The organism is Brachybacterium sp. AOP3-A1-3, from assembly GCF_052378285.1.
GTDB lineage: Bacteria > Actinomycetota > Actinomycetes > Actinomycetales > Dermabacteraceae > Brachybacterium.
In genome coordinates this window covers 111,627-128,653 of sequence record NZ_JBQSXM010000005.1, presented here as the reverse complement: position 1 = coordinate 128,653, position 17,027 = coordinate 111,627, and the positions used below count along the sequence as shown (strand labels likewise).

The 17,027-nt window shown below is 69.7% G+C and carries 14 protein-coding genes; 6 read left to right on the top strand and 8 right to left on the bottom strand.

Annotated elements, in window-relative coordinates; translation table 11 throughout:
- Positions 1-2 precede the first annotated feature (2 nt).
- On the top strand, positions 3-1,118 hold the full coding sequence (gene ald, locus ACT3T5_RS09500) for an alanine dehydrogenase (protein WP_444576969.1): 1,116 nt from the start codon (positions 3-5) through the stop codon (positions 1,116-1,118).
- Between the two features lie 235 nt (positions 1,119-1,353).
- Here ald and ACT3T5_RS09495 read toward each other — a convergent pair whose 3' ends face one another.
- The 6 genes from ACT3T5_RS09495 to ACT3T5_RS09470 all read right to left on the bottom strand — a co-directional run bounded on the left by ACT3T5_RS09495 (position 1,354) and on the right by ACT3T5_RS09470 (position 6,445).
- The gene (locus tag ACT3T5_RS09495; protein WP_443404277.1) at positions 1,354-1,686 is read right to left on the bottom strand and encodes a metal-sulfur cluster assembly factor; all 333 of its coding nucleotides are present in this window, start codon (positions 1,684-1,686) and stop codon (positions 1,354-1,356) included.
- A 99-nt stretch (positions 1,687-1,785) separates the two neighbouring features.
- Positions 1,786-2,547 carry a Fe-S cluster assembly ATPase SufC gene (gene sufC, locus ACT3T5_RS09490; RefSeq protein ID WP_443404276.1) on the bottom strand — a complete coding sequence of 254 codons (762 nt, stop codon included), beginning with the start codon at positions 2,545-2,547 and terminating at the stop codon, positions 1,786-1,788.
- A 79-nt stretch (positions 2,548-2,626) separates the two neighbouring features.
- Positions 2,627-2,965, bottom strand: coding sequence for a non-heme iron oxygenase ferredoxin subunit (locus ACT3T5_RS09485; RefSeq protein WP_444576568.1), 339 nt, complete (start codon positions 2,963-2,965; stop codon positions 2,627-2,629).
- Positions 2,965-4,284, bottom strand: a complete 1,320-nt coding sequence (gene sufD, locus ACT3T5_RS09480; RefSeq protein ID WP_444576567.1) for a Fe-S cluster assembly protein SufD — start codon at positions 4,282-4,284, stop codon at positions 2,965-2,967. The genes ACT3T5_RS09485 and sufD overlap by 1 nt, the downstream gene beginning before the upstream one ends.
- Complete coding sequence (gene sufB, locus ACT3T5_RS09475; RefSeq protein ID WP_444576566.1) at positions 4,284-5,711, bottom strand: Fe-S cluster assembly protein SufB; 1,428 nt, start codon at positions 5,709-5,711, stop codon at positions 4,284-4,286. The genes sufD and sufB overlap by 1 nt, the downstream gene beginning before the upstream one ends.
- On the bottom strand, positions 5,708-6,445 hold the full coding sequence (locus tag ACT3T5_RS09470; RefSeq protein WP_444576565.1) for a helix-turn-helix transcriptional regulator: 738 nt from the start codon (positions 6,443-6,445) through the stop codon (positions 5,708-5,710). Before ACT3T5_RS09470 ends, sufB begins: the two co-directional genes overlap by 4 nt.
- Positions 6,446-6,778: 333 nt before the next feature.
- On the opposite strand from ACT3T5_RS09470, the gene ACT3T5_RS09465 reads away from it, so the two are divergent.
- The 5 genes from ACT3T5_RS09465 to map all read left to right on the top strand — a co-directional run bounded on the left by ACT3T5_RS09465 (position 6,779) and on the right by map (position 11,797).
- Positions 6,779-7,861: a glutathione S-transferase family protein gene (locus ACT3T5_RS09465; RefSeq protein WP_444576564.1), complete on the top strand. Its 1,083-nt coding sequence runs from the start codon at positions 6,779-6,781 to the stop codon at positions 7,859-7,861.
- A 153-nt stretch (positions 7,862-8,014) separates the two neighbouring features.
- Complete coding sequence (locus ACT3T5_RS09460; RefSeq protein ID WP_444576563.1) at positions 8,015-8,965, top strand: ABC transporter ATP-binding protein; 951 nt, start codon at positions 8,015-8,017, stop codon at positions 8,963-8,965.
- Positions 8,962-9,801: an ABC transporter permease gene (locus ACT3T5_RS09455; protein ID WP_444576562.1), complete on the top strand. Its 840-nt coding sequence runs from the start codon at positions 8,962-8,964 to the stop codon at positions 9,799-9,801. Before ACT3T5_RS09460 ends, ACT3T5_RS09455 begins: the two co-directional genes overlap by 4 nt.
- An 86-nt stretch (positions 9,802-9,887) precedes the next feature.
- Positions 9,888-10,979 (top strand): COX15/CtaA family protein, encoded by a 1,092-nt coding sequence (locus ACT3T5_RS09450; RefSeq protein WP_444576561.1) that lies wholly within the window; start codon positions 9,888-9,890, stop codon positions 10,977-10,979.
- Positions 10,976-11,797, top strand: coding sequence for a type I methionyl aminopeptidase (gene map, locus ACT3T5_RS09445; protein WP_444576560.1), 822 nt, complete (start codon positions 10,976-10,978; stop codon positions 11,795-11,797). Before ACT3T5_RS09450 ends, map begins: the two co-directional genes overlap by 4 nt.
- Positions 11,798-11,838: 41 nt before the next feature.
- On the opposite strand, the gene ACT3T5_RS09440 is transcribed toward map, so the two are convergent.
- Together ACT3T5_RS09440 and acnA are read right to left on the bottom strand one after the other, a co-directional pair.
- Complete coding sequence (locus ACT3T5_RS09440; RefSeq protein ID WP_444576559.1) at positions 11,839-13,734, bottom strand: 1-deoxy-D-xylulose-5-phosphate synthase; 1,896 nt, start codon at positions 13,732-13,734, stop codon at positions 11,839-11,841.
- A 349-nt stretch (positions 13,735-14,083) separates the two neighbouring features.
- Entirely contained in the window at positions 14,084-16,861 is a 2,778-nt protein-coding gene (gene acnA, locus ACT3T5_RS09435; RefSeq protein WP_444576558.1) for an aconitate hydratase AcnA, read from the bottom strand.
- Positions 16,862-17,027 lie beyond the last annotated feature (166 nt).

Here is a 17,027-nt window from a genome sequence, read left to right as displayed (position 1 = left end):
TGATGCGCATAGGTGTGCCCCGGGAGATCAAGAACAACGAGAACCGGGTGGGGCTGACCGCTGCAGGGGTCCATGAGCTCGCGGTCCGCGGCCACGACGTGGTGGTCGAGGCGAGCGCGGGCCTGGGTGCGCGGATCAGCGATGACGACTACCGGGCGGCAGGTGCCCGGATCCTGGCCACGGCCGACGAGGTCTGGGAGCAGGCGGAGCTGATCGTCAAGGTCAAGGAGCCGCTCCCGGACGAGTACGGGCGGATGCGGCGCGGGCAGGTGCTGCTGACCTACCTGCATCTCGCCGCCGACAAGGCGCTCACCGAGGCGCTGCTCGGATCCGGGGTGACCGCGATCGCCTATGAGACGGTGCAGCTGCCGGACCGGTCGCTGCCGCTGCTCTCCCCCATGAGCATGATCGCCGGGCGCCTGGCGACCCAGGTCGCGGCGTACCACCTGATGTCCCCGCTGGGCGGCTCCGGCATGCTCATGGGCGGTGTGCCCGGCACCTCCGAGGCGAATGTGCTGATCCTCGGCGGCGGCGTCGTCGGTGAGCAGGCCGCGATGATGGCCCACGGCCTGCACGCGGACGTCACGGTCATGGACCTCAACGTCTCGCGCCTCGGGCAGATCGCGACCATGCACCACGGCGGCATCCTCACGCGCTACTCCACCACCCTCGACCTCACGGAGAAGATCCAGCAGGCCGACGTGGTGATCGGATCGGTGCTGATCCCCGGCAAGCGGGCACCGAAGCTGGTGACCGACGAGATGGTCGCCTCGATGAAGCCGGGCTCCGTGCTCGTGGACGTCGCCATCGACCAGGGCGGATGCTTCGAGAACTCCCGCCCCACCACGCATGACGATCCGACGTTCGCCGTGCACGATGCAGTGTTCTACTGCGTCGCGAACATGCCGGGCTCGGTCCCCGTCACCGCCACCTCGGCACTGACGAATGCCACGCTCCCCTACGTGCTGAAGATCGCCGACGCCGGCTGGCGCGATGCTCTGCGATCCGACGAAGCCCTCGCGAAGGGCCTGCACACGCACGAGGGCACCCTCACGCATGCCGGGACCGGCGAGGCCCACGGGCTCGAGGTCTCCCCCGCGGAGCAGGTCATCGGCTGACCCTCCGCTCGCCCGGTGCGGGCTCCGCGCAGGAGCCGGTGCCGGGCGGGAGCCGTTCCCGTGCACGATGACGTCGAGCCCCACGTCAGACGGAAATGTCCCGGGAGGACCGATGCGACGGATCACATCGGTCCTCCCGGGACATCTCTGCGCAGGCCAGCTGCCGCGGCTGCCCGCTCGCCCTGCGGCGTGCGGGCCTCCGCCGTGATCAGGGCCCTGGAGCCTGATCAGTCGATCAGAGGTTGAAGCCGATCGCGCGCAGCTGCTCGCGGCCGTCCTCGGTGATCTTCTCCATGCCCCACGGCGGCATCCACACCCAGTTGATGCGATGCGATTCGGTGATGGGGTCCAGCACAGCGAAGGTCTGATCCTCAAGCATCTCCGTCAGGGGGCAGGCCGCGGAGGTGAGCGTCATGTCGATGACGGCATGGCCGTCCTCGACCGTCACGCCGTAGATGAGTCCGAGGTCGACGACGTTGATCCCGAGCTCGGGGTCGATCACGTCCTTCAGGGCCTCGAGGACGTCCTCGGAGCCGACGGTCGCCGACGGGGTCTTCTGGTCGGTCATGTGGGGTCCTCCTGATGAGGGACGGGCCGGGGTGCCGGACCGCAGATGTGATGGTGCCGCCCCGGCCCGGGATCGCGCCCGGGCCGGACCGGCATGGGGTCAGCTGCCGGAGCCGACGAGGTAGCGGTCGTAGCCCTCGTTCTCGAGGCGCTCGGCCAGCTCGGGGCCGCCCTGCTCCGCGACCTGGCCGTTGACGAAGACGTGGACGAAGTCCGGCTTCACGTACTGCAGGATGCGGGTGTAATGGGTGATCAGCATGATGCCGACCTCGGTCTCCTCCTTGGCGCGGTTCACGCCCTCGGAGACGATGCGCAGCGCGTCGACGTCGAGGCCGGAGTCGGTCTCGTCGAGGATCGCGATGCCCGGCTTGAGGAGCTGCATCTGCAGGATCTCGTGGCGCTTCTTCTCGCCGCCGGAGAAGCCCTCGTTGACGTTGCGCTCGGCGAAGACCGGGTCCATGCGGAGGTCCGCCATCGCGCCCTTGACGTCCTTGACCCAGGTGCGCAGGGCAGGGGCCTGGCCGTCGACCGCGGTCTTCGCGGTGCGCAGGAAGTTCGAGACGGTGACGCCGGGGACCTCGACCGGGTACTGCATGGCGAGGAAGAGACCGGCGCGTGCGCGCTCATCGATGCTCATCTCCAGGACGTTCTCGCCGTCCAGGGTGAGCTCGCCCTGCGTGATCTGGTACTTGGGGTGACCGGCGATCGCGTAGGCGAGGGTCGACTTGCCGGAGCCGTTGGGCCCCATGATCGCGTGGGTCTCGCCCGACTTGATGGTGAGGTCGACACCCTTGAGGATCTCCTTGGTGCCTTCAGGGGTCTCGACGGTGGCGTGGAGGTTCTTGATCTCCAGGATCGACATGGGCTGTTCTCCTTGACCAGTGGTGCTGGTGGATTCGTGGGTGATGAGTACGGGCGCCGACAGACGGTGCCCGGAGTGTTCAGGTGGCGGGTGCTGCGGTCGGATCCACGAGGATCTCGCCGCTGCTCTCGTCGATGCGCACGGGGAACACCCGCACGGGGAGGACCGCCGGAAGCTGCAGAGGACGACCTGTGACCAGGTCGAACTGGCTGCCGTGCTTCCAGCACTCGATGGTGCATCCCTCGACGTCGCCATCGCTCAGCGCGATCTCGTCGTGCGAGCAGATGTCCTCGACGGCATGGACGCCGCCGTCCTCGGCGCGCACCAGGGCGATCTCGACGCCGCCGGCGACGACATCGACCGCCTCGCCGGGGGCGAGGGAGTCCAGGGTGGCGACGGGGACGAAGGCGTCCGACATCAGTTCATGCTCCGGGCGAGCTCGGACTCGATGGACGCGGAGAGGTGCTCCCGGATCTCCGGGACGTCGATCCGCTGGATCAGCTCGGCGAAGAAGCCTCGCACGACCAGGCGGCGGGCCTCGAGCTCGGGGATCCCGCGGGCACGCAGGTAGAAGAGCTGCTCGTCGTCGAAGCGACCGGTGGCGGCGGCGTGGCCGGCTCCCTCGATCTCTCCGGTCTCGATCTCCAGGTTCGGCACCGAGTCGGCGCGTGCGCCCTCGGTGAGAATCAGGTTGCGGTTGAGCTCATAGGTGTTGGTGCCCTCGGCCTCCTTGCGGATCAGCACGTCGCCGACCCACACGGAGCGTGCCTTCTTCCCCTGCAACGCGCCCTTGTAGGCCACGTTGGAGGTGCAGTTCGGGGCCGCATGGTCCACGAACAGGCGGTGCTCGAGGAACTGGTCCTCATCGGAGAAGTACAGCCCGATGTTCTCGACCTCGCCACCGGGAGCTGCGAACTCGCCGATCGCGTTGACGCGCACGGCGCTGCCGCCGAGCGAGACCACGATGTGCTTGATCTTCGCGTCACGCCCCACGCGGGCGTGGTGCGTGGAGATGTGCAGCGCGTCGTCGTCCCAGTCCTGCAGGGTGATGACGGTCATCTGCGAGTTGTCGCCGACGATCATCTCGACGTTCTGCGCGTACTGCGCGGAACCGGTGTGGTTGAGCACGAAGGTCGCCGAGGACGACTCCTTCGTCTCCAGCACGATGTGGGCGTTGCCGCGCCGGTCCGCCCCGCGCCCGGCCACCTCGACCTGGAACGGTGCCTCGTAGGCCGCATTCTTCGCAGCCACCAGGTACAGCGCCTGCTCGGTGCGGGCCGAGGCGATCGCGGTGGGGAGGTCCTCGGGAACCAGTGCGGTGCCACGGGGCGCCTCGCCGGGGGCGAGGGTGGCGACGTCGGGCGCACCCTCGGGAACCGTGACGTCGTAGCTGAGGGCCGGATCGCCCTCGCGGTCGTCGGTCGCGGCGTCCTCGAACAGCGGCGCGAAGCGGCGCAGCGGGGTGAAGCGCCACTCCTCGATGTCGCTCTTGGGGCGGGGATGCTCGCCGAGCTCGAACGAGCGCTTGCGGGCGCCGCGGTTCAGAGCGGCGCGGGCCGGCGTGCTCTCGTCCGGGAGGGCGAGGGCTTCGTCCTCGAGCTCGGGCGCGGAGGTGGTGTCCACCCCGTCCAGCGCGGTCTGGGCGGCGACGGGCGCCGCGCCGGCGGCGTGGCCGACGTTCTCATTGGCCGCGGGATCTCCCACGGTCTCGGCACCCTTGAGGTCTGCGGTGGTCATCAACCGACTGCTCCTTCCATCTGCAGCTCGATCAGGCGGTTCAGTTCGAGGGCGTACTCCATCGGGAGCTCGCGCGCGATGGGCTCGATGAACCCGCGCACGATCATGGCCATCGCCTCGGTCTCCTCCATGCCACGGCTCATCAGGTAGAAGAGCTGCTCCTCGGAGACCTTCGAGACGGTCGCCTCGTGACCCATCTGGACGTCGTCGACGCGCACGTCGACGTAGGGGTAGGTGTCGGTGCGCGAGATCTGGTCCACCAGCAGCGCATCGCACAGCACGGTGGAGGCGGAGTGCTCGGCACCGGGCATGACCTGGACCAGGCCGCGGTAGGACGTACGACCGCCGCCGCGCGAGACCGACTTGGAGACGATCGAGCTCGTGGTGTGCGGAGCCATGTGGACCATCTTCGAGCCGGTGTCCTGGTTCTGCCCCTCGCCCGCGAAGGCGATCGACAGGGTCTCGCCACGGGCGTGCTCGCCCATCAGCCAGACGGCCGGGTACTTCATGGTGACCTTCGAGCCGATGTTGCCGTCGACCCACTCCATGGAGCCGCCCTGCTCGACCGTGGTGCGCTTGGTGACCAGGTTGTACACGTTGTTCGACCAGTTCTGGATGGTCGTGTACCGGACCTTGGCGTCCTTCTTCACGACGATCTCGACGACGGCCGAGTGCAAGGAGTCCGACTTGTAGATCGGCGCCGTGCAGCCCTCGACGTAGTGCACCGAGGAGCCCTCGTCGGCGATGATCAGCGTGCGCTCGAACTGGCCCATGTTCTCGGTGTTGATCCGGAAGTAGGCCTGCAGCGGGATCTCGACGTGGACGCCCTTGGGGACGTACACGAAGGAGCCGCCGGACCAGACCGCCGTGTTCAGCGCGGAGAAGGTGTTGTCCCCCGAGGGGATGACGGTGCCGAAGTACTCCTTGAACAGCTCCGGGTACTCCTTGAGCGCGGAGTCGGTGTCCAGGAAGACGACGCCCTGCTCCTCCAGGTCCTCACGGATCTGGTGGTAGACGACCTCGGACTCGTACTGGGCGGCGACGCCGGCGACGAGACGCTGCTTCTCGGCCTCGGGGATGCCGAGTCGGTCGTAGGTCTCCTTGATGTCCGCGGGCAGGTCCTCCCAGGAGGTGGCCTGCTTCTCGGTCGAGCGCACGAAGTACTTGATGTGGTCGAACGCAATGCCGGACAGGTCCGGTCCCCAGGTGGGCAGCGGCTTCTTGTAGAACAGCTTGAGGGCCTTGAGTCGACGCTCGAGCATCCACTCCGGCTCGTCCTTCCGCGCGGAGATGTCGCGCACGACGTCCTCGCTCAGGCCTCGGCGAGCGCTGGCGCCGGCTGAGTCCTCGTCGTGCCATCCGTAGGCGTACTGGCCCACGGAGTCGATGATCTCGTCCTGGGTCAGCTTTTCTGGTGCTGTCGTCATGGTGTCCTTCCCTCGGTGAGCGGAATGTGGGTCGTGCAGGCGTGGGCGCCCTGCGCCAGGGTGGCGAGGCGCTGGACGGGGGCTCCGACGATTCGGGAGACGACGCGGGTCTCTGCTTCGCACAGCTCGGGATGATCTGCGGCGACGTCGAGGACGGGGCAGCGTCCGTGGCACAGCTGTGCCGTCACGAGCGTACGGGGGTTGCTCCCTGATCGCGTGCTCGGGGTGGGCAGCGGGACATGCAGCGGACGCACCGTGGTGGCGTACCCGCGTGACGTGAGCAGCTCGGCGAGCAGCTCGACCTTGCGGACGAGCGTCACCGTCTCCCCTGCCGCCTCGCGGTCGGCGACCACCTGTGCGAGCTTCGACTCCCAGTCGGCGACCCGTCGGTCGGCGAGGCGGCTCACCGCATCGTCGCCTCCGAGCCGGGCGAGCTCGGCGACAGCCATCGCCGCGAGCTCGTCGTACCCGCCCGTGTAGCCCTCGTGGGCGAACTTCGTGAGCACGAAGGCCTTGCTCGGGCGACCGCGGCCGCGGTGCGCGACGGGCATGTCGTGCTCGGCGATGACCTCGTCGGCCTCGAGGGCCGCGAGATGGCGGCGCACGGCCGCGCTCGTGAGGCCGAAACGCTCCGCGAGCTGGCGGGCGGTGATCGGTCCGTGCGCAGAGATCGCCTCGACGAGTCGGTCCCGCGTGGCGTGCGGGCCGGCTGGATCCAGATCCGAGACTGTCATCGGTGCATCACCCTCTTCCATCGACCGGATTTCATTTTACAACAGATGGCTTGCCAAATACCGGTGGAGGCGGTGTGCCGCACGGCACCAAGGGTGCCCTAACCTGCGAAATCAGGGTGATCGCCGCCAGCGCGAACCGCGCCCGCGCCTGCCTCCGAGCGCACCTCCGGCCACGTTCTCGACCACGCCCGGACCATGCCCTCGACCACGTCCTCGAACCAGCCCCCGAGTCCCGATCCCCACCATGCATCCCGCCCCGCTTCCAATTAATGCCAGTTTCAACTATCCTGCTCGTATCAGCGATCGAGCTCACGAGAGCGAGGAAGGAAGCACATGACCACGCAGGACAGCACCACCGACCGCGACGGCACCGCCGCAGAGCATTCCACCGAGGGCTCCTACGTCCACAAGGGCAAGCCCTTCGACCGCGACATGTCCTACATCTCCGACCGGATCACCCGCGACGGCCGCGACGGCTGGGCCGTGGAGCCAGGCCGCTACCGCCTCATCGCCGCTCGCGCCTGCCCATGGGCGAATCGGACCCTGATCTCCCGGCGGCTGCTCGGTCTCGAGGATGCCCTCTCGGTCGGCATGCCCGGCCCCACCCACGACAAGCGCTCCTGGACCTTCGACCTCGACGAGGGCGCTGTCGACCCCGTGCTCGGCTACGAGCGCCTCCAGCAGGCCTACTTCGCCCGCTTCCCCGACTACCCGCGCGGCATCACGGTCCCCGCCATCGTCGACATCCCCTCGAAGGCCGTCGTCACCAACGATTTCCAGCGCATCACCCTGGACTTCGCCACGCAGTGGACGGAGCTGCACCGCGAGGGCGCCCCCGACCTCTACCCCGAGGCGCAGCGCGAGGAGATCGACGCCCTCAGCACCTGGATGCTCCACCGGGTGAACAACGGGGTCTACAAGGTCGGCTTCGCCGGCAGCCAGGCGGACTACGAGAAGGCGTTCGGTGAGCTCTGGTCCGCCCTGGACGAGCTCGAGGAGCGACTGTCCCGCAGCCGGTACCTGATGGGCCCCTCGATCACCGAGGCCGATGTGCGGCTGTTCCCCACCCTGATCCGCTTCGACGCCGTCTATCACGGCCACTTCAAGGCGAACCGGCAGACGCTCGCCTCCATGCCGAACCTGTGGAACTACACCAAGGACCTGTTCCAGACCCCCGGTTTCGGCGACACCGTCGACTTCCAGCAGATCAAGGAGCACTACTACGTGGTGCACACCGACATCAACCCCACCCAGGTGGTGCCGCTCGGCCCGGACCTGACTCCCCTGCTGGATGCGCACGACCGCGACCGTCTCCCCACGAACACCTGGGGAGACGGAGGCACCGCTCCCCTGGCCCCGCTCGCGGCCGAGGTCGTCGACCCTGACCACACGCCGCTGCACGTCGTCGGCCGCTGACGCGGAGCGGTGAACACGGCGACCATCGCGCTGCCGACGCCGCGCCGCTCACGCCGCACCACGCGCCCCGCCGCCCGTCCCGGTGGCGGGGCGCCCACCGGTCCGGCGGGCCCTGCGCGCCGCGCAGGTGGTCGCGCCTACGATGGGTTCGCCATGACAGACGACATCACCGCTCCTGCGAGCACTCCCCCCACGGCGCTGCGCATCGAGGACCTCACGCACTCCTACGGTCCCGTCCGAGCCCTCGACGGCCTCACGCTCACTGCATTGCGGGGCGAGGTGACCGCCCTGCTGGGACCCAACGGAGCGGGCAAGACCACCGCCGTGTCCTGCGCGACCGGACTGCTGCGGGCGAGCGGCGGCACCGTGGAGGTGCTGGGCCGAGACCCCTGGAACGCGGGTCCCGAGCACCGGGCCCGCGTCGGGGTGATGATCCAGGACGGCGGTCTGGCGTCGGGCTCCCGCGCGATGCAGCTGCTGCGCTACGGCGCGAGCCTGCATGCAGACCCGCTCGACGTGGACCAGGTCGCCGAGCATCTCGGCATCGACGAGTTCGCCGACACCCTCGTGCGGCGCCTGTCCGGCGGCCAGCGTCAGCGTCTGGCACTTGCGCTCGCCATCGTGGGGCGCCCCGAGCTGATCTTCCTGGACGAGCCGACGGCCGGGATGGACCCCGCCATCCGTCGACGCGTACGGCACCTCATCCGTTCGCTGGCGGACACCGGCAGCGCCGTGGTCCTGACCACGCACATGATGGACGACGTGGTCGGCCTCGCCGATGCGGTATGCGTCATCGCCGGCGGCCGCACGGTCGCCTCCGGCTCGGTCCAGGACGTCATCACCGCCCATCGCGAGCACGAGGGAGTCGTCTCGGTCCGAGCGGTAGCCCACGGCGTGGATCCTGCCGCCGTCCCCGCCCTCGAGGCGGACCTGGCCGCCGCGGCCGCCCGCCACGGGGCCCGGCTCGAGATCACCGGCGCCGGTGCCGCGGACCTCGAAGCCGTCCTGCTGGACCTCATGGCGCCGCAGGCTGACATCGAGCACGGCCAGGACGACGGCGAGCAGGGCCAGGACGCCGTCACGCAGGAAGGGATGTCCCGATGAGCACGACCTCGCCCGAGCAGGGATCCACCTCGCCCGCTCCCGCCGATCCGGCCCGATCCGCCGATCCGGCCCGTCCCGCTGCCCGGCGACCGGCACCGGCCCCGCGGATCCGCCGGGTCCTCGCCCACACCGCGCTCGAGGCCCGCATCCTGCTCTCCAACGGCGAACAGCTGATGGTCGCGATCGCACTGCCCGCGATGGTGCTGATCGGACTGCGCCTGCTGCCGATCGGTCGCCTCGAGGGAGCGCAGCCCATCGAGACCGCGCTCGCCGCGACCCTGGGCACCGCCCTGATCTCGACGTCCTTCACCTCCCAGGCGATCCAGACCGGCTTCGACCGGCGCAACGGGGTGCTGCGCTGGGTGGCGACCACCCCGCTGGGACGCGACGGCTACCTCGCCGGCAAGATCCTCGCCACCCTGCTCGTGCACGTCGTCCAGGTGCTCGTGCTCGGGCTGCTGGCCATGATCCTCGGCTGGCGACCCGGCGCCCTCGAACTGCTCGCCGTGGTCCCGGTATGGCTCCTGGGCACCATCGCCTTCGGATCGCTCGGGCTGCTGGTCGCCGGGCTCCTGCGCACCGAGGCCGTGCTCGCCGTCTCCAACCTCGTATTCGTGATCCTGGTCGCCGCCGGCGGAATCGCCTTCCCCACCTCGAGCTATCCCGGACTGCTGCACGGCCTGGTCGATCTGCTGCCCTCCGGGGCGCTCGGCGAACTCCTGCGCGCCTGCCTCGCCGGCGGCGACGTCACCGGCGGCTCGATCATCGTGCTGATGCTGTGGGCGGCCGGCGGCAGCCTCGCGGTGGCGCGCTGGTTCCGCTGGACCTCGGTCTGATCGTGCCGCCGCAGATCTGAGCCGCAGATGTGAAAGGGATCGCCGCGATCACCGGAACCCCAGGGGAGGTTCCTACAATCGGAACCATGAACGATTCTCCGTCCGTCGCCGACGAGCAGACGGCCACCTCCCCTCGGATAGAGCGCGTCGGGCGGATGTCGCTGTCCGGAGAACGCACCCTCGGACTCTCCCCGACCGCCCGCGCCCGGATCGCGGCAGTCGTGTTCTGGGGGAACCTCGTCTGCCAGATCGGGATCATCGTCTCCGGCGGCGTCGTGCGGCTGACCAGCAGCGGACTGGGCTGCTCGACCTGGCCGAACTGCGAGCCCGGTCAGTTCACCCCCGAGCTCACGATGGAATCCGGGATCCATCCCTTCATCGAGTTCGGCAACCGGACGCTCACCGGGGTGCTCGGCGTCTTCGCCGTGGCGCTGCTGCTGATCGCCCTGCTGTGGCTGCGCCACAAGGGTCGGGCCGTGCTGTGGCTCGCCCTCACACCGCTGGCGGGCACCGCCCTGCAGGCGATCGTCGGAATGGTCGTCGTCAAGGCGGACCTCCACCCGGGTGTCGTCAGCCCGCACTTCCTCATCTCCCCCGTCCTCGTGGCCCTGTCCGCGCTGCTCCTGTACCGGCTGTACGACGGCGACGCCGCCCGCAGGCGCTCCGTGGTGCCCGCTGCGATGCACTGGATGAGCTGGGCCCTGGGCGTCATCGGCTTCGCGATCCTCGTGCTCGGAACCCTGGTCACCGGCACCGGTCCGCATTCGGGGGACGACGTCCACCCCGAGCGGCTCCCGTTCGACCCCCGCACGATCTCGTGGCTGCACGCCGACGCCGTGATGCTGTTCTGCGGCCTGCTCGTCGGGCTGCTCATCGCGCTGCACCTGATCGGGGCCCAGCGCCCCGCACGCCGGGCCGCCTGGGGGCTCGTCGGCGTCACCGCGTTCCAGGCCCTGATCGGCTACACGCAGTACTTCACGGGCCTGCCCGAGCTGCTCGTCGGCTTCCACATGCTCGGTGCCGGCCTGTTCGCCGCCGGCATCGCCTGGGTGGCCGTCTCGCTGTACACCTGGGACTCCCCCGCCCTCGGCGTCGACGGACCGGACTGGGCCGGGACCGTCGCCGACACCACGGCCGGGTCCTCCACGTCCACTGCTCCCGAGAGGAGCGCACGATGATCCTGGGACGACGCCGCCGCGCCGCGGAAGCCGACCTGCCCACCCTCGACCAGGCGCGGCCCGCCGGCGAGTTCGTCGCCTCGGTGCTCTCGCACCTGCGCGAGGTCGTCGACGTCGGCTGGAACCTCCTGGAGGTCGACGCCGAGGCCCACCGGCTGATCCGTGAGGCCGGGGCGACGAGCTGCTACATCGACTATCACCCCGTCTTCGGCGCCTCCCCGTTCGGGTACGTCATCTGCACCTCGGTCAACGAGGGCGTGCTGCACGGCCGCCCCTACGATCGTGTGCTCGCTGACGGCGACCTGCTCTCCCTGGACTTCGCGGTCGAGGTCGAGGGATGGGTCGCCGATTCGTGCCTCTCGATCACCGTGGGCACGCCGCGCCCCGAGGACCAGCAGCTGATCCGCGACACCGAGCAGGTGATGTGGGCGGGCATCGATCAGGTGCGTGCCGGGGCCACGGTGGGCGATATCGGGCACGCGGTGATGAACGAGGCGCAATCCCTGGGCTACCTGATCAACGACCGCTTCGGCGGGCACGGCGTGGGACGGACCATGCACGAGGCGCCGTTCGTCCCGAACCACGGCACCCCCGGCGGCGGCGCAGAGCTCGTGGCCGGTCAGCTCATCACGGTCGAGCCGTTCCTGATCCCGACCACCGCCGATCTGGTGGTCGACGAGACCGACGGCTGGACGCAGCTCGCCGCCGACGGCTCGCGCGGCGCTCACGCCGAGCACACCCTCTACGTGACCGATGGCGATCCGATCATCCTCACCGCACGGTCCGACGATCCCTCGCCGCGGAGCTCGCAGGTCTGAGGCCCGGCGCCCCGCGGTCTCGGCTCCGGAAGCCGGACGCTCTACCGCAGGAGCGCGTCGAGGGTCCGGGAGATGCCGTCCGCGTCCAGTCCCTGCTCGGCCAGGATCGCGCCGCGCTTGGCCTGCGGGATGAACTCCTGGGCCACGCCGAGGGTCCGCACGGGAGGCGTCGGAACGCTCACCGTGGCACGTTCCCCGAGCTTCTGGGCGATCGCGGCCCCAATCCCTCGCGACCCGACGCCGTCCTCGAGCGTCACGACCGCCCGGGCCCGGGCGGCGAGGTCCAGCAGGTCCTCGGTGATCGGCAGCGCGCGCACCGGATCCAGGACGACGATGTTGCCGGGAGTGCTCGACGCGTTCCGTGCTCTGGCGGCGTCCACGGCCCGATCGGCGAGGGCGCCGACGCTGAGGATCAGGGCGTCGATCGGAGCCTCGATGTTCCCGGCGAGAACGTCCCCGGCGGGAACGGCGGCGAGGGCCGGGACCTCGGGCGGGCAGGCGCCCTTGGGATAGCGCACCAGCGAGGGGCCCTCGACGGCCACGGCGGAGGCGACCGCCGCGTCCAGGCGGGCTGCGTCTCGGGGCGCCCACACCTGCAGCCCGGGGATCTGCGCCGCCACGGAGAGGTCCCAGATGCCGTGATGGCTGGGGCCGTCGTCACCGGTCACTCCGGCGCGGTCCAGAGTGATCGTGACGTCCTCCCCATGGAGGGCGACATCCAGCAGCAGCTGGTCGAAGGCGCGGTTCAGGAAGGTCGCGTACAGGCCGACGACGGGCTTCGCCCCGCCCCGGGAGAGGCCGGCGGCCGTGTCCAGGGCGAGCTGCTCCGCGATGCCGACGTCGATCACGCGCGAGGGCATCTCGCGCTGCAGCGGGGTCAGTCCCACCGGGTCGACCATCGCCGCGCTGAGGGCGACCACCCGGTCGTCGGCCCGGGCCGCAGTGAGGAGCGCCGTGCCGACGCGGGAGGTCCAGGTCTCCGTCTCCGTCTCCGTCTCCGCGCGGGCGGGAGCATCACCGGGCAGAACGACATCCGGCTCACGGGCCGGCTCCAGCTCGAACGGACCGGTCGCGTGCCAATGGTCGATCACATCGTCCTCGGCGCGGGAGAAGCCCGCTCCCTTCCGTGTCACCACGTGCAGCACGACCCCGGCCCGGGAGGAATCCTCGGCGGCCTCGCGGGAGAGCTCCAGCGCCCGGGCCAGGGCCACGTGGTCATGTCCGTCGATCGGGCCGAGGTAGGTCAGGCCGAGAGAGGTGAACACATCGGCGCCAGCGGCGACGGAGCCCTCGCGCAGCGCCTCCAGATGGTGGGCGAGGCCGCCGACGGTCGGGGCATAGGAGCGGGTGTTGTCGTTGAGCACCACGATCGTGCGGGAACCAGTGTCGGAGGCGAGCACGTTGAGCGCTTCGAGCCCGACGCCGCCGGTCAGGGCGCCGTCACCGATCACGGCGACGGAGACGCCCTCCTCACCGGCGTGCCGGTGCGCCCGGTCGATGCCGTGAGCCCAGGCGATGGAGCCCGAGGCGTGGGAGTTCTCGACCACGTCGTGCGCGGATTCTCCGCGGTCGGGATAGCCGGACACTCCCCCGGCGGTGCGCAGCCCGGGCAGGTCTGCGCGCCCGGTGAGCATCTTGTGGACGTAGGCCTGGTGGCCGGTGTCGAAGACGATCGCCTCGTGCGGGGAGCGGATCTCGCGGTGCAGGGCGATGGTCAGCTCGACGACGCCGAGGTTCGGCCCCAGATGGCCTCCGGTGCGCGAGGTGATCTCGACCAGTCGTCGCCTCAGGGTGCGGGCGAGGCCGGGCAGGTCCGTGGCGGGCAGTGCCCGCAGCTCCTCGAGCGTCGCCGGGATCGTCACGGCGCGAGGGCCGGCCATCTCCGCAGTGGGGAGGGCAACGGCTTCCTGCATGGGATGCTCTCGGGTCGTCGACACGGGCGATCCTCCATCGGCCTGGGGACGGGACTCGACCAGCGTACGTCGTCCTGACCTGTACTGACGGGCAGCATGGTCACATCTGTGCACATCTTCACCGGGGTTTCACGGGCAGGAGCGGCGGTGTGCATCACGGTGCAGAGCGGGCGCGCAATGGTGCATGCGAGAAGCTCTCGGTCGCGTCTCGTCGCCTGCTGGACCGGGAACCATCCGGACTCGACCCCTCAGGACGACAGCGCGCCCCGACCCACGAGGGGTCGGGGCGCGGAGGCCGAGCAGTCACTGCCCGAGCGGCCGAAGACCGTGTCGAGGTCGGAAGCGGCTCCGTGCCGCTCCCGACCTGGACGGGTCAGGCGGCGACGAGCTGACGCAGCACGTACTGCAAGATGCCGCCGTTGCGGAAGTACTCCGCCTCACCGGGGGTGTCGATGCGCAGGACCGCGTCGAACTCCACCGTGGTGCCGTCCTCCTTCGAGGCGACGACCGAGACCGTCTTCGGGGTGGTGCCCTCGTTCAGGGCGGTCACGCCCGTCACCGAGAAGGTCTCGGTGCCGTCCAGTCCCAGCGACGCGGCGGACTCGCCGGCGGGGTACTGCAGGGGCAGCACGCCCATGCCGATGAGGTTCGAGCGGTGGATGCGCTCGTAGCTCTCGGCGATGACGACCTGGACGCCGAGGAGCTTGGTGCCCTTGGCCGCCCAGTCGCGCGAGGAGCCGGTGCCGTACTCCTTACCGGCCAGGACGACCAGCGGGATGTCCTTCTCGGCGTAGGCCTGGGCCGCGTCGTAGATGAACTCCTGCTCACCGGTCAGCAGGTTCTTCGTGTATCCGCCCTCGACGCCGTCGAGCAGCTCGTTCTTGATGCGGATGTTCGCGAAGGTGCCACGGATCATGATCTCGTGGTTGCCGCGCCGCGAGCCGTAGGAGTTGAAGTCCTTGCGGGCCACTCCGTGCTCCTGCAGGTAGCGACCGGCCGGGGAGTCCAGCTTGATCGCGCCGGCGGGCGAGATGTGGTCGGTCGTGGTCGAGTCGCCGACCTTGACCAGCACGCGCGCACCCTCGATGTCGCTGACGGGCTCCGGGGTCAGGCCCATGCCCTCGAAGTACGGGGGCTTGCGCACGTAGGTGGACTCGCCGTCCCAGGCGAAGGTGGCGCCCTCGGGGGTGTCGAGCCCCCTCCAGCGCTCGTCGCCGGTGAAGACGTCCCGGTAGTCCTCGGTGAACATCTCCTGGGAGATGGACTCGGCGATGACCTTCTCGACCTCGGTGGGGCTGGGCCACAGGTCGCGGAGGTAGACCTCGTTGCCGTCCTTGTCGGTGCCCAGGGAATCGTTCTCGAAGTCGAAGTCCATGGTGCCGGCGAGGGCGTAGGCGATGACCAGCGGCGGGGAGGCCAGGTAGTTCATCTTCACGTCGGGGTTGATGCGACCCTCGAAGTTGCGGTTGCCCGAGAGCACCGCGGTGACGGCCAGGTCCTTCTCGGCGATCGCGTCGGAGATCTCCTGGTCCAGGGGGCCGGAGTTGCCGATGCAGGTGGTGCAGCCGTAGCCGACCAGGTGGAAGCCGAGCTCCTCCAGGGCGGGCCACAGACCGGCCTTGGTGTAGTAGTTCGTGACGACCTGGGACCCGGGGGCCATCGAGGTCTTGACCCACGGCTTCGAGGTGAGTCCCCGATCGGCGGCGTTGCGGGCCAGCAGGCCGGCCGCCATCATCACCGACGGGTTCGAGGTGTTGGTGCAGGACGTGATCGAGGCGATCGAGACGATGCCGTGGTCGATCGAGTAGTCCGTGCCGGCGACCTGGACCGGGTCCGAGGCCCGACCGGCGACATGCTGGTGCGTCGGCGCCTGACCGCCGGACTCGTTGTCCGAGTCGGGGGTGGCAGGGTCCGATGCGGGGAACGAGCCGTCGCCGTTGCCGGGCGTCGGGTGACCGGTGGCGTAGGACGGCAGGACCTCCCGGAAGGACTCCTTGGCCTCGGTGAGCACGATGCGGTCCTGGGGACGCTTCGGGCCGGCGATCGAGGGAACCACGGTGGACAGGTCCAGCTCGAGGTACTCCGAGTACACGGCCTCCTTGGAGGGGTCGTGCCACAGGCCCTGGCGCTTGGCGTAGTCCTCGACCAGCGCGAGCTGCTCCTCGGAGCGGCCGGTCAGCCGCATGTAGTCGACGGTGACGTCGTCGATCGGGAAGATCGCGCAGGTGGAGCCGAATTCGGGGCTCATGTTGCCGATCGTGGCGCGGTTGGCCAGCGGGACCTGGGTGACGCCCTCGCCGTAGAACTCCACGAACTTGCCGACGGCTCCGTGCTTGCGGAGCATCTCGGTGATCGTGAGCACCACATCGGTGGCGGTCGCGGCCGGCGGGATCTCGCCGGTCAGCTTGAAGCCGACCACGCGCGGGATGAGCATGGAGACGGGCTGGCCCAGCATCGCGGCCTCGGCCTCGATGCCGCCGACGCCCCAGCCGAGCACACCCAGGCCGTTGACCATCGTGGTGTGCGAGTCGGTGCCGACGCAGGAGTCGGGGTAGGCGCGCAGAACGCCGTCCACCTCGCGCGTCATGACGGTGCGGGCCAGGTACTCGATGTTGACCTGGTGGACGATGCCGGTGCCCGGGGGGACGACCTTGAAGTCGTCGAAGGCGGTCTGGCCCCAGCGCAGGAACTGGTAGCGCTCACGGTTGCGCTCGTACTCGAGCTCCATGTTCTTCTCGAGCGCGTCCAGTCGCCCGGCGACGTCGATCATGACGGAGTGGTCGATGACCATCTCGGCCGGGGCGAGAGGGTTGATCTTCTCGGGATCGCCGCCCAGGTCCCGCATGGCCTCGCGCATGGTGGCGAGGTCGACCACGCAGGGGACACCGGTGAAGTCCTGCATGATCACGCGGCCCGGGGTGAACTGGATCTCGATCGACGGATCCGCGGCGGGGTCCCAGCTCGCCAGTGCCCGCACGTGGTCGGCGGTGATGTTGGCACCGTCCTCGGTGCGCAGCAGGTTCTCGAGGAGGATCTTGAGGCTGTACGGAAGCTTGTCGGCGCCTTCGACGGCGTCGAGCGCGAAGATCTCGTAGTCGGTCCCACCGACGGTGAGATCCTGCTTCGCAGAGAATGAGTTGGCGGTGCTCATGGGGTGAACTCCTTGGGTTGGGGCGACCCCACCATCGTAGGCTCGTCCGCCGCTGCGGACAGCCCGGCGCGGCGACCGTCGCGAGGACGGGCGGGGTGCGGGGTGATCAGGGGTCTCCGGGGGACGTCTCCCCGGGGTCGCCCGGGAAATATCTTGAAGTCAAGAT

What these genes read in the sequence shown, in the direction of transcription:
- ald (WP_444576969.1), top strand. Translation starts at nt 3, where the DNA reads ATGCGCATAGGTGTGCCCCGGGAGATCAAGAACAACGAGAACCGGGTG.
- ACT3T5_RS09495 (WP_443404277.1), bottom strand. Translation starts at nt 1,686, where the DNA reads ATGACCGACCAGAAGACCCCGTCGGCGACCGTCGGCTCCGAGGACGTC.
- sufC (WP_443404276.1), bottom strand. Translation starts at nt 2,547, where the DNA reads ATGTCGATCCTGGAGATCAAGAACCTCCACGCCACCGTCGAGACCCCT.
- ACT3T5_RS09485 (WP_444576568.1), bottom strand. Translation starts at nt 2,965, where the DNA reads ATGTCGGACGCCTTCGTCCCCGTCGCCACCCTGGACTCCCTCGCCCCC.
- sufD (WP_444576567.1), bottom strand. Translation starts at nt 4,284, where the DNA reads ATGACCACCGCAGACCTCAAGGGTGCCGAGACCGTGGGAGATCCCGCG.
- sufB (WP_444576566.1), bottom strand. Translation starts at nt 5,711, where the DNA reads ATGACGACAGCACCAGAAAAGCTGACCCAGGACGAGATCATCGACTCC.
- ACT3T5_RS09470 (WP_444576565.1), bottom strand. Translation starts at nt 6,445, where the DNA reads ATGACAGTCTCGGATCTGGATCCAGCCGGCCCGCACGCCACGCGGGAC.
- ACT3T5_RS09465 (WP_444576564.1), top strand. Translation starts at nt 6,779, where the DNA reads ATGACCACGCAGGACAGCACCACCGACCGCGACGGCACCGCCGCAGAG.
- ACT3T5_RS09460 (WP_444576563.1), top strand. Translation starts at nt 8,015, where the DNA reads ATGACAGACGACATCACCGCTCCTGCGAGCACTCCCCCCACGGCGCTG.
- ACT3T5_RS09455 (WP_444576562.1), top strand. Translation starts at nt 8,962, where the DNA reads ATGAGCACGACCTCGCCCGAGCAGGGATCCACCTCGCCCGCTCCCGCC.
- ACT3T5_RS09450 (WP_444576561.1), top strand. Translation starts at nt 9,888, where the DNA reads ATGAACGATTCTCCGTCCGTCGCCGACGAGCAGACGGCCACCTCCCCT.
- map (WP_444576560.1), top strand. Translation starts at nt 10,976, where the DNA reads ATGATCCTGGGACGACGCCGCCGCGCCGCGGAAGCCGACCTGCCCACC.
- acnA (WP_444576558.1), bottom strand. Translation starts at nt 16,861, where the DNA reads ATGAGCACCGCCAACTCATTCTCTGCGAAGCAGGATCTCACCGTCGGT.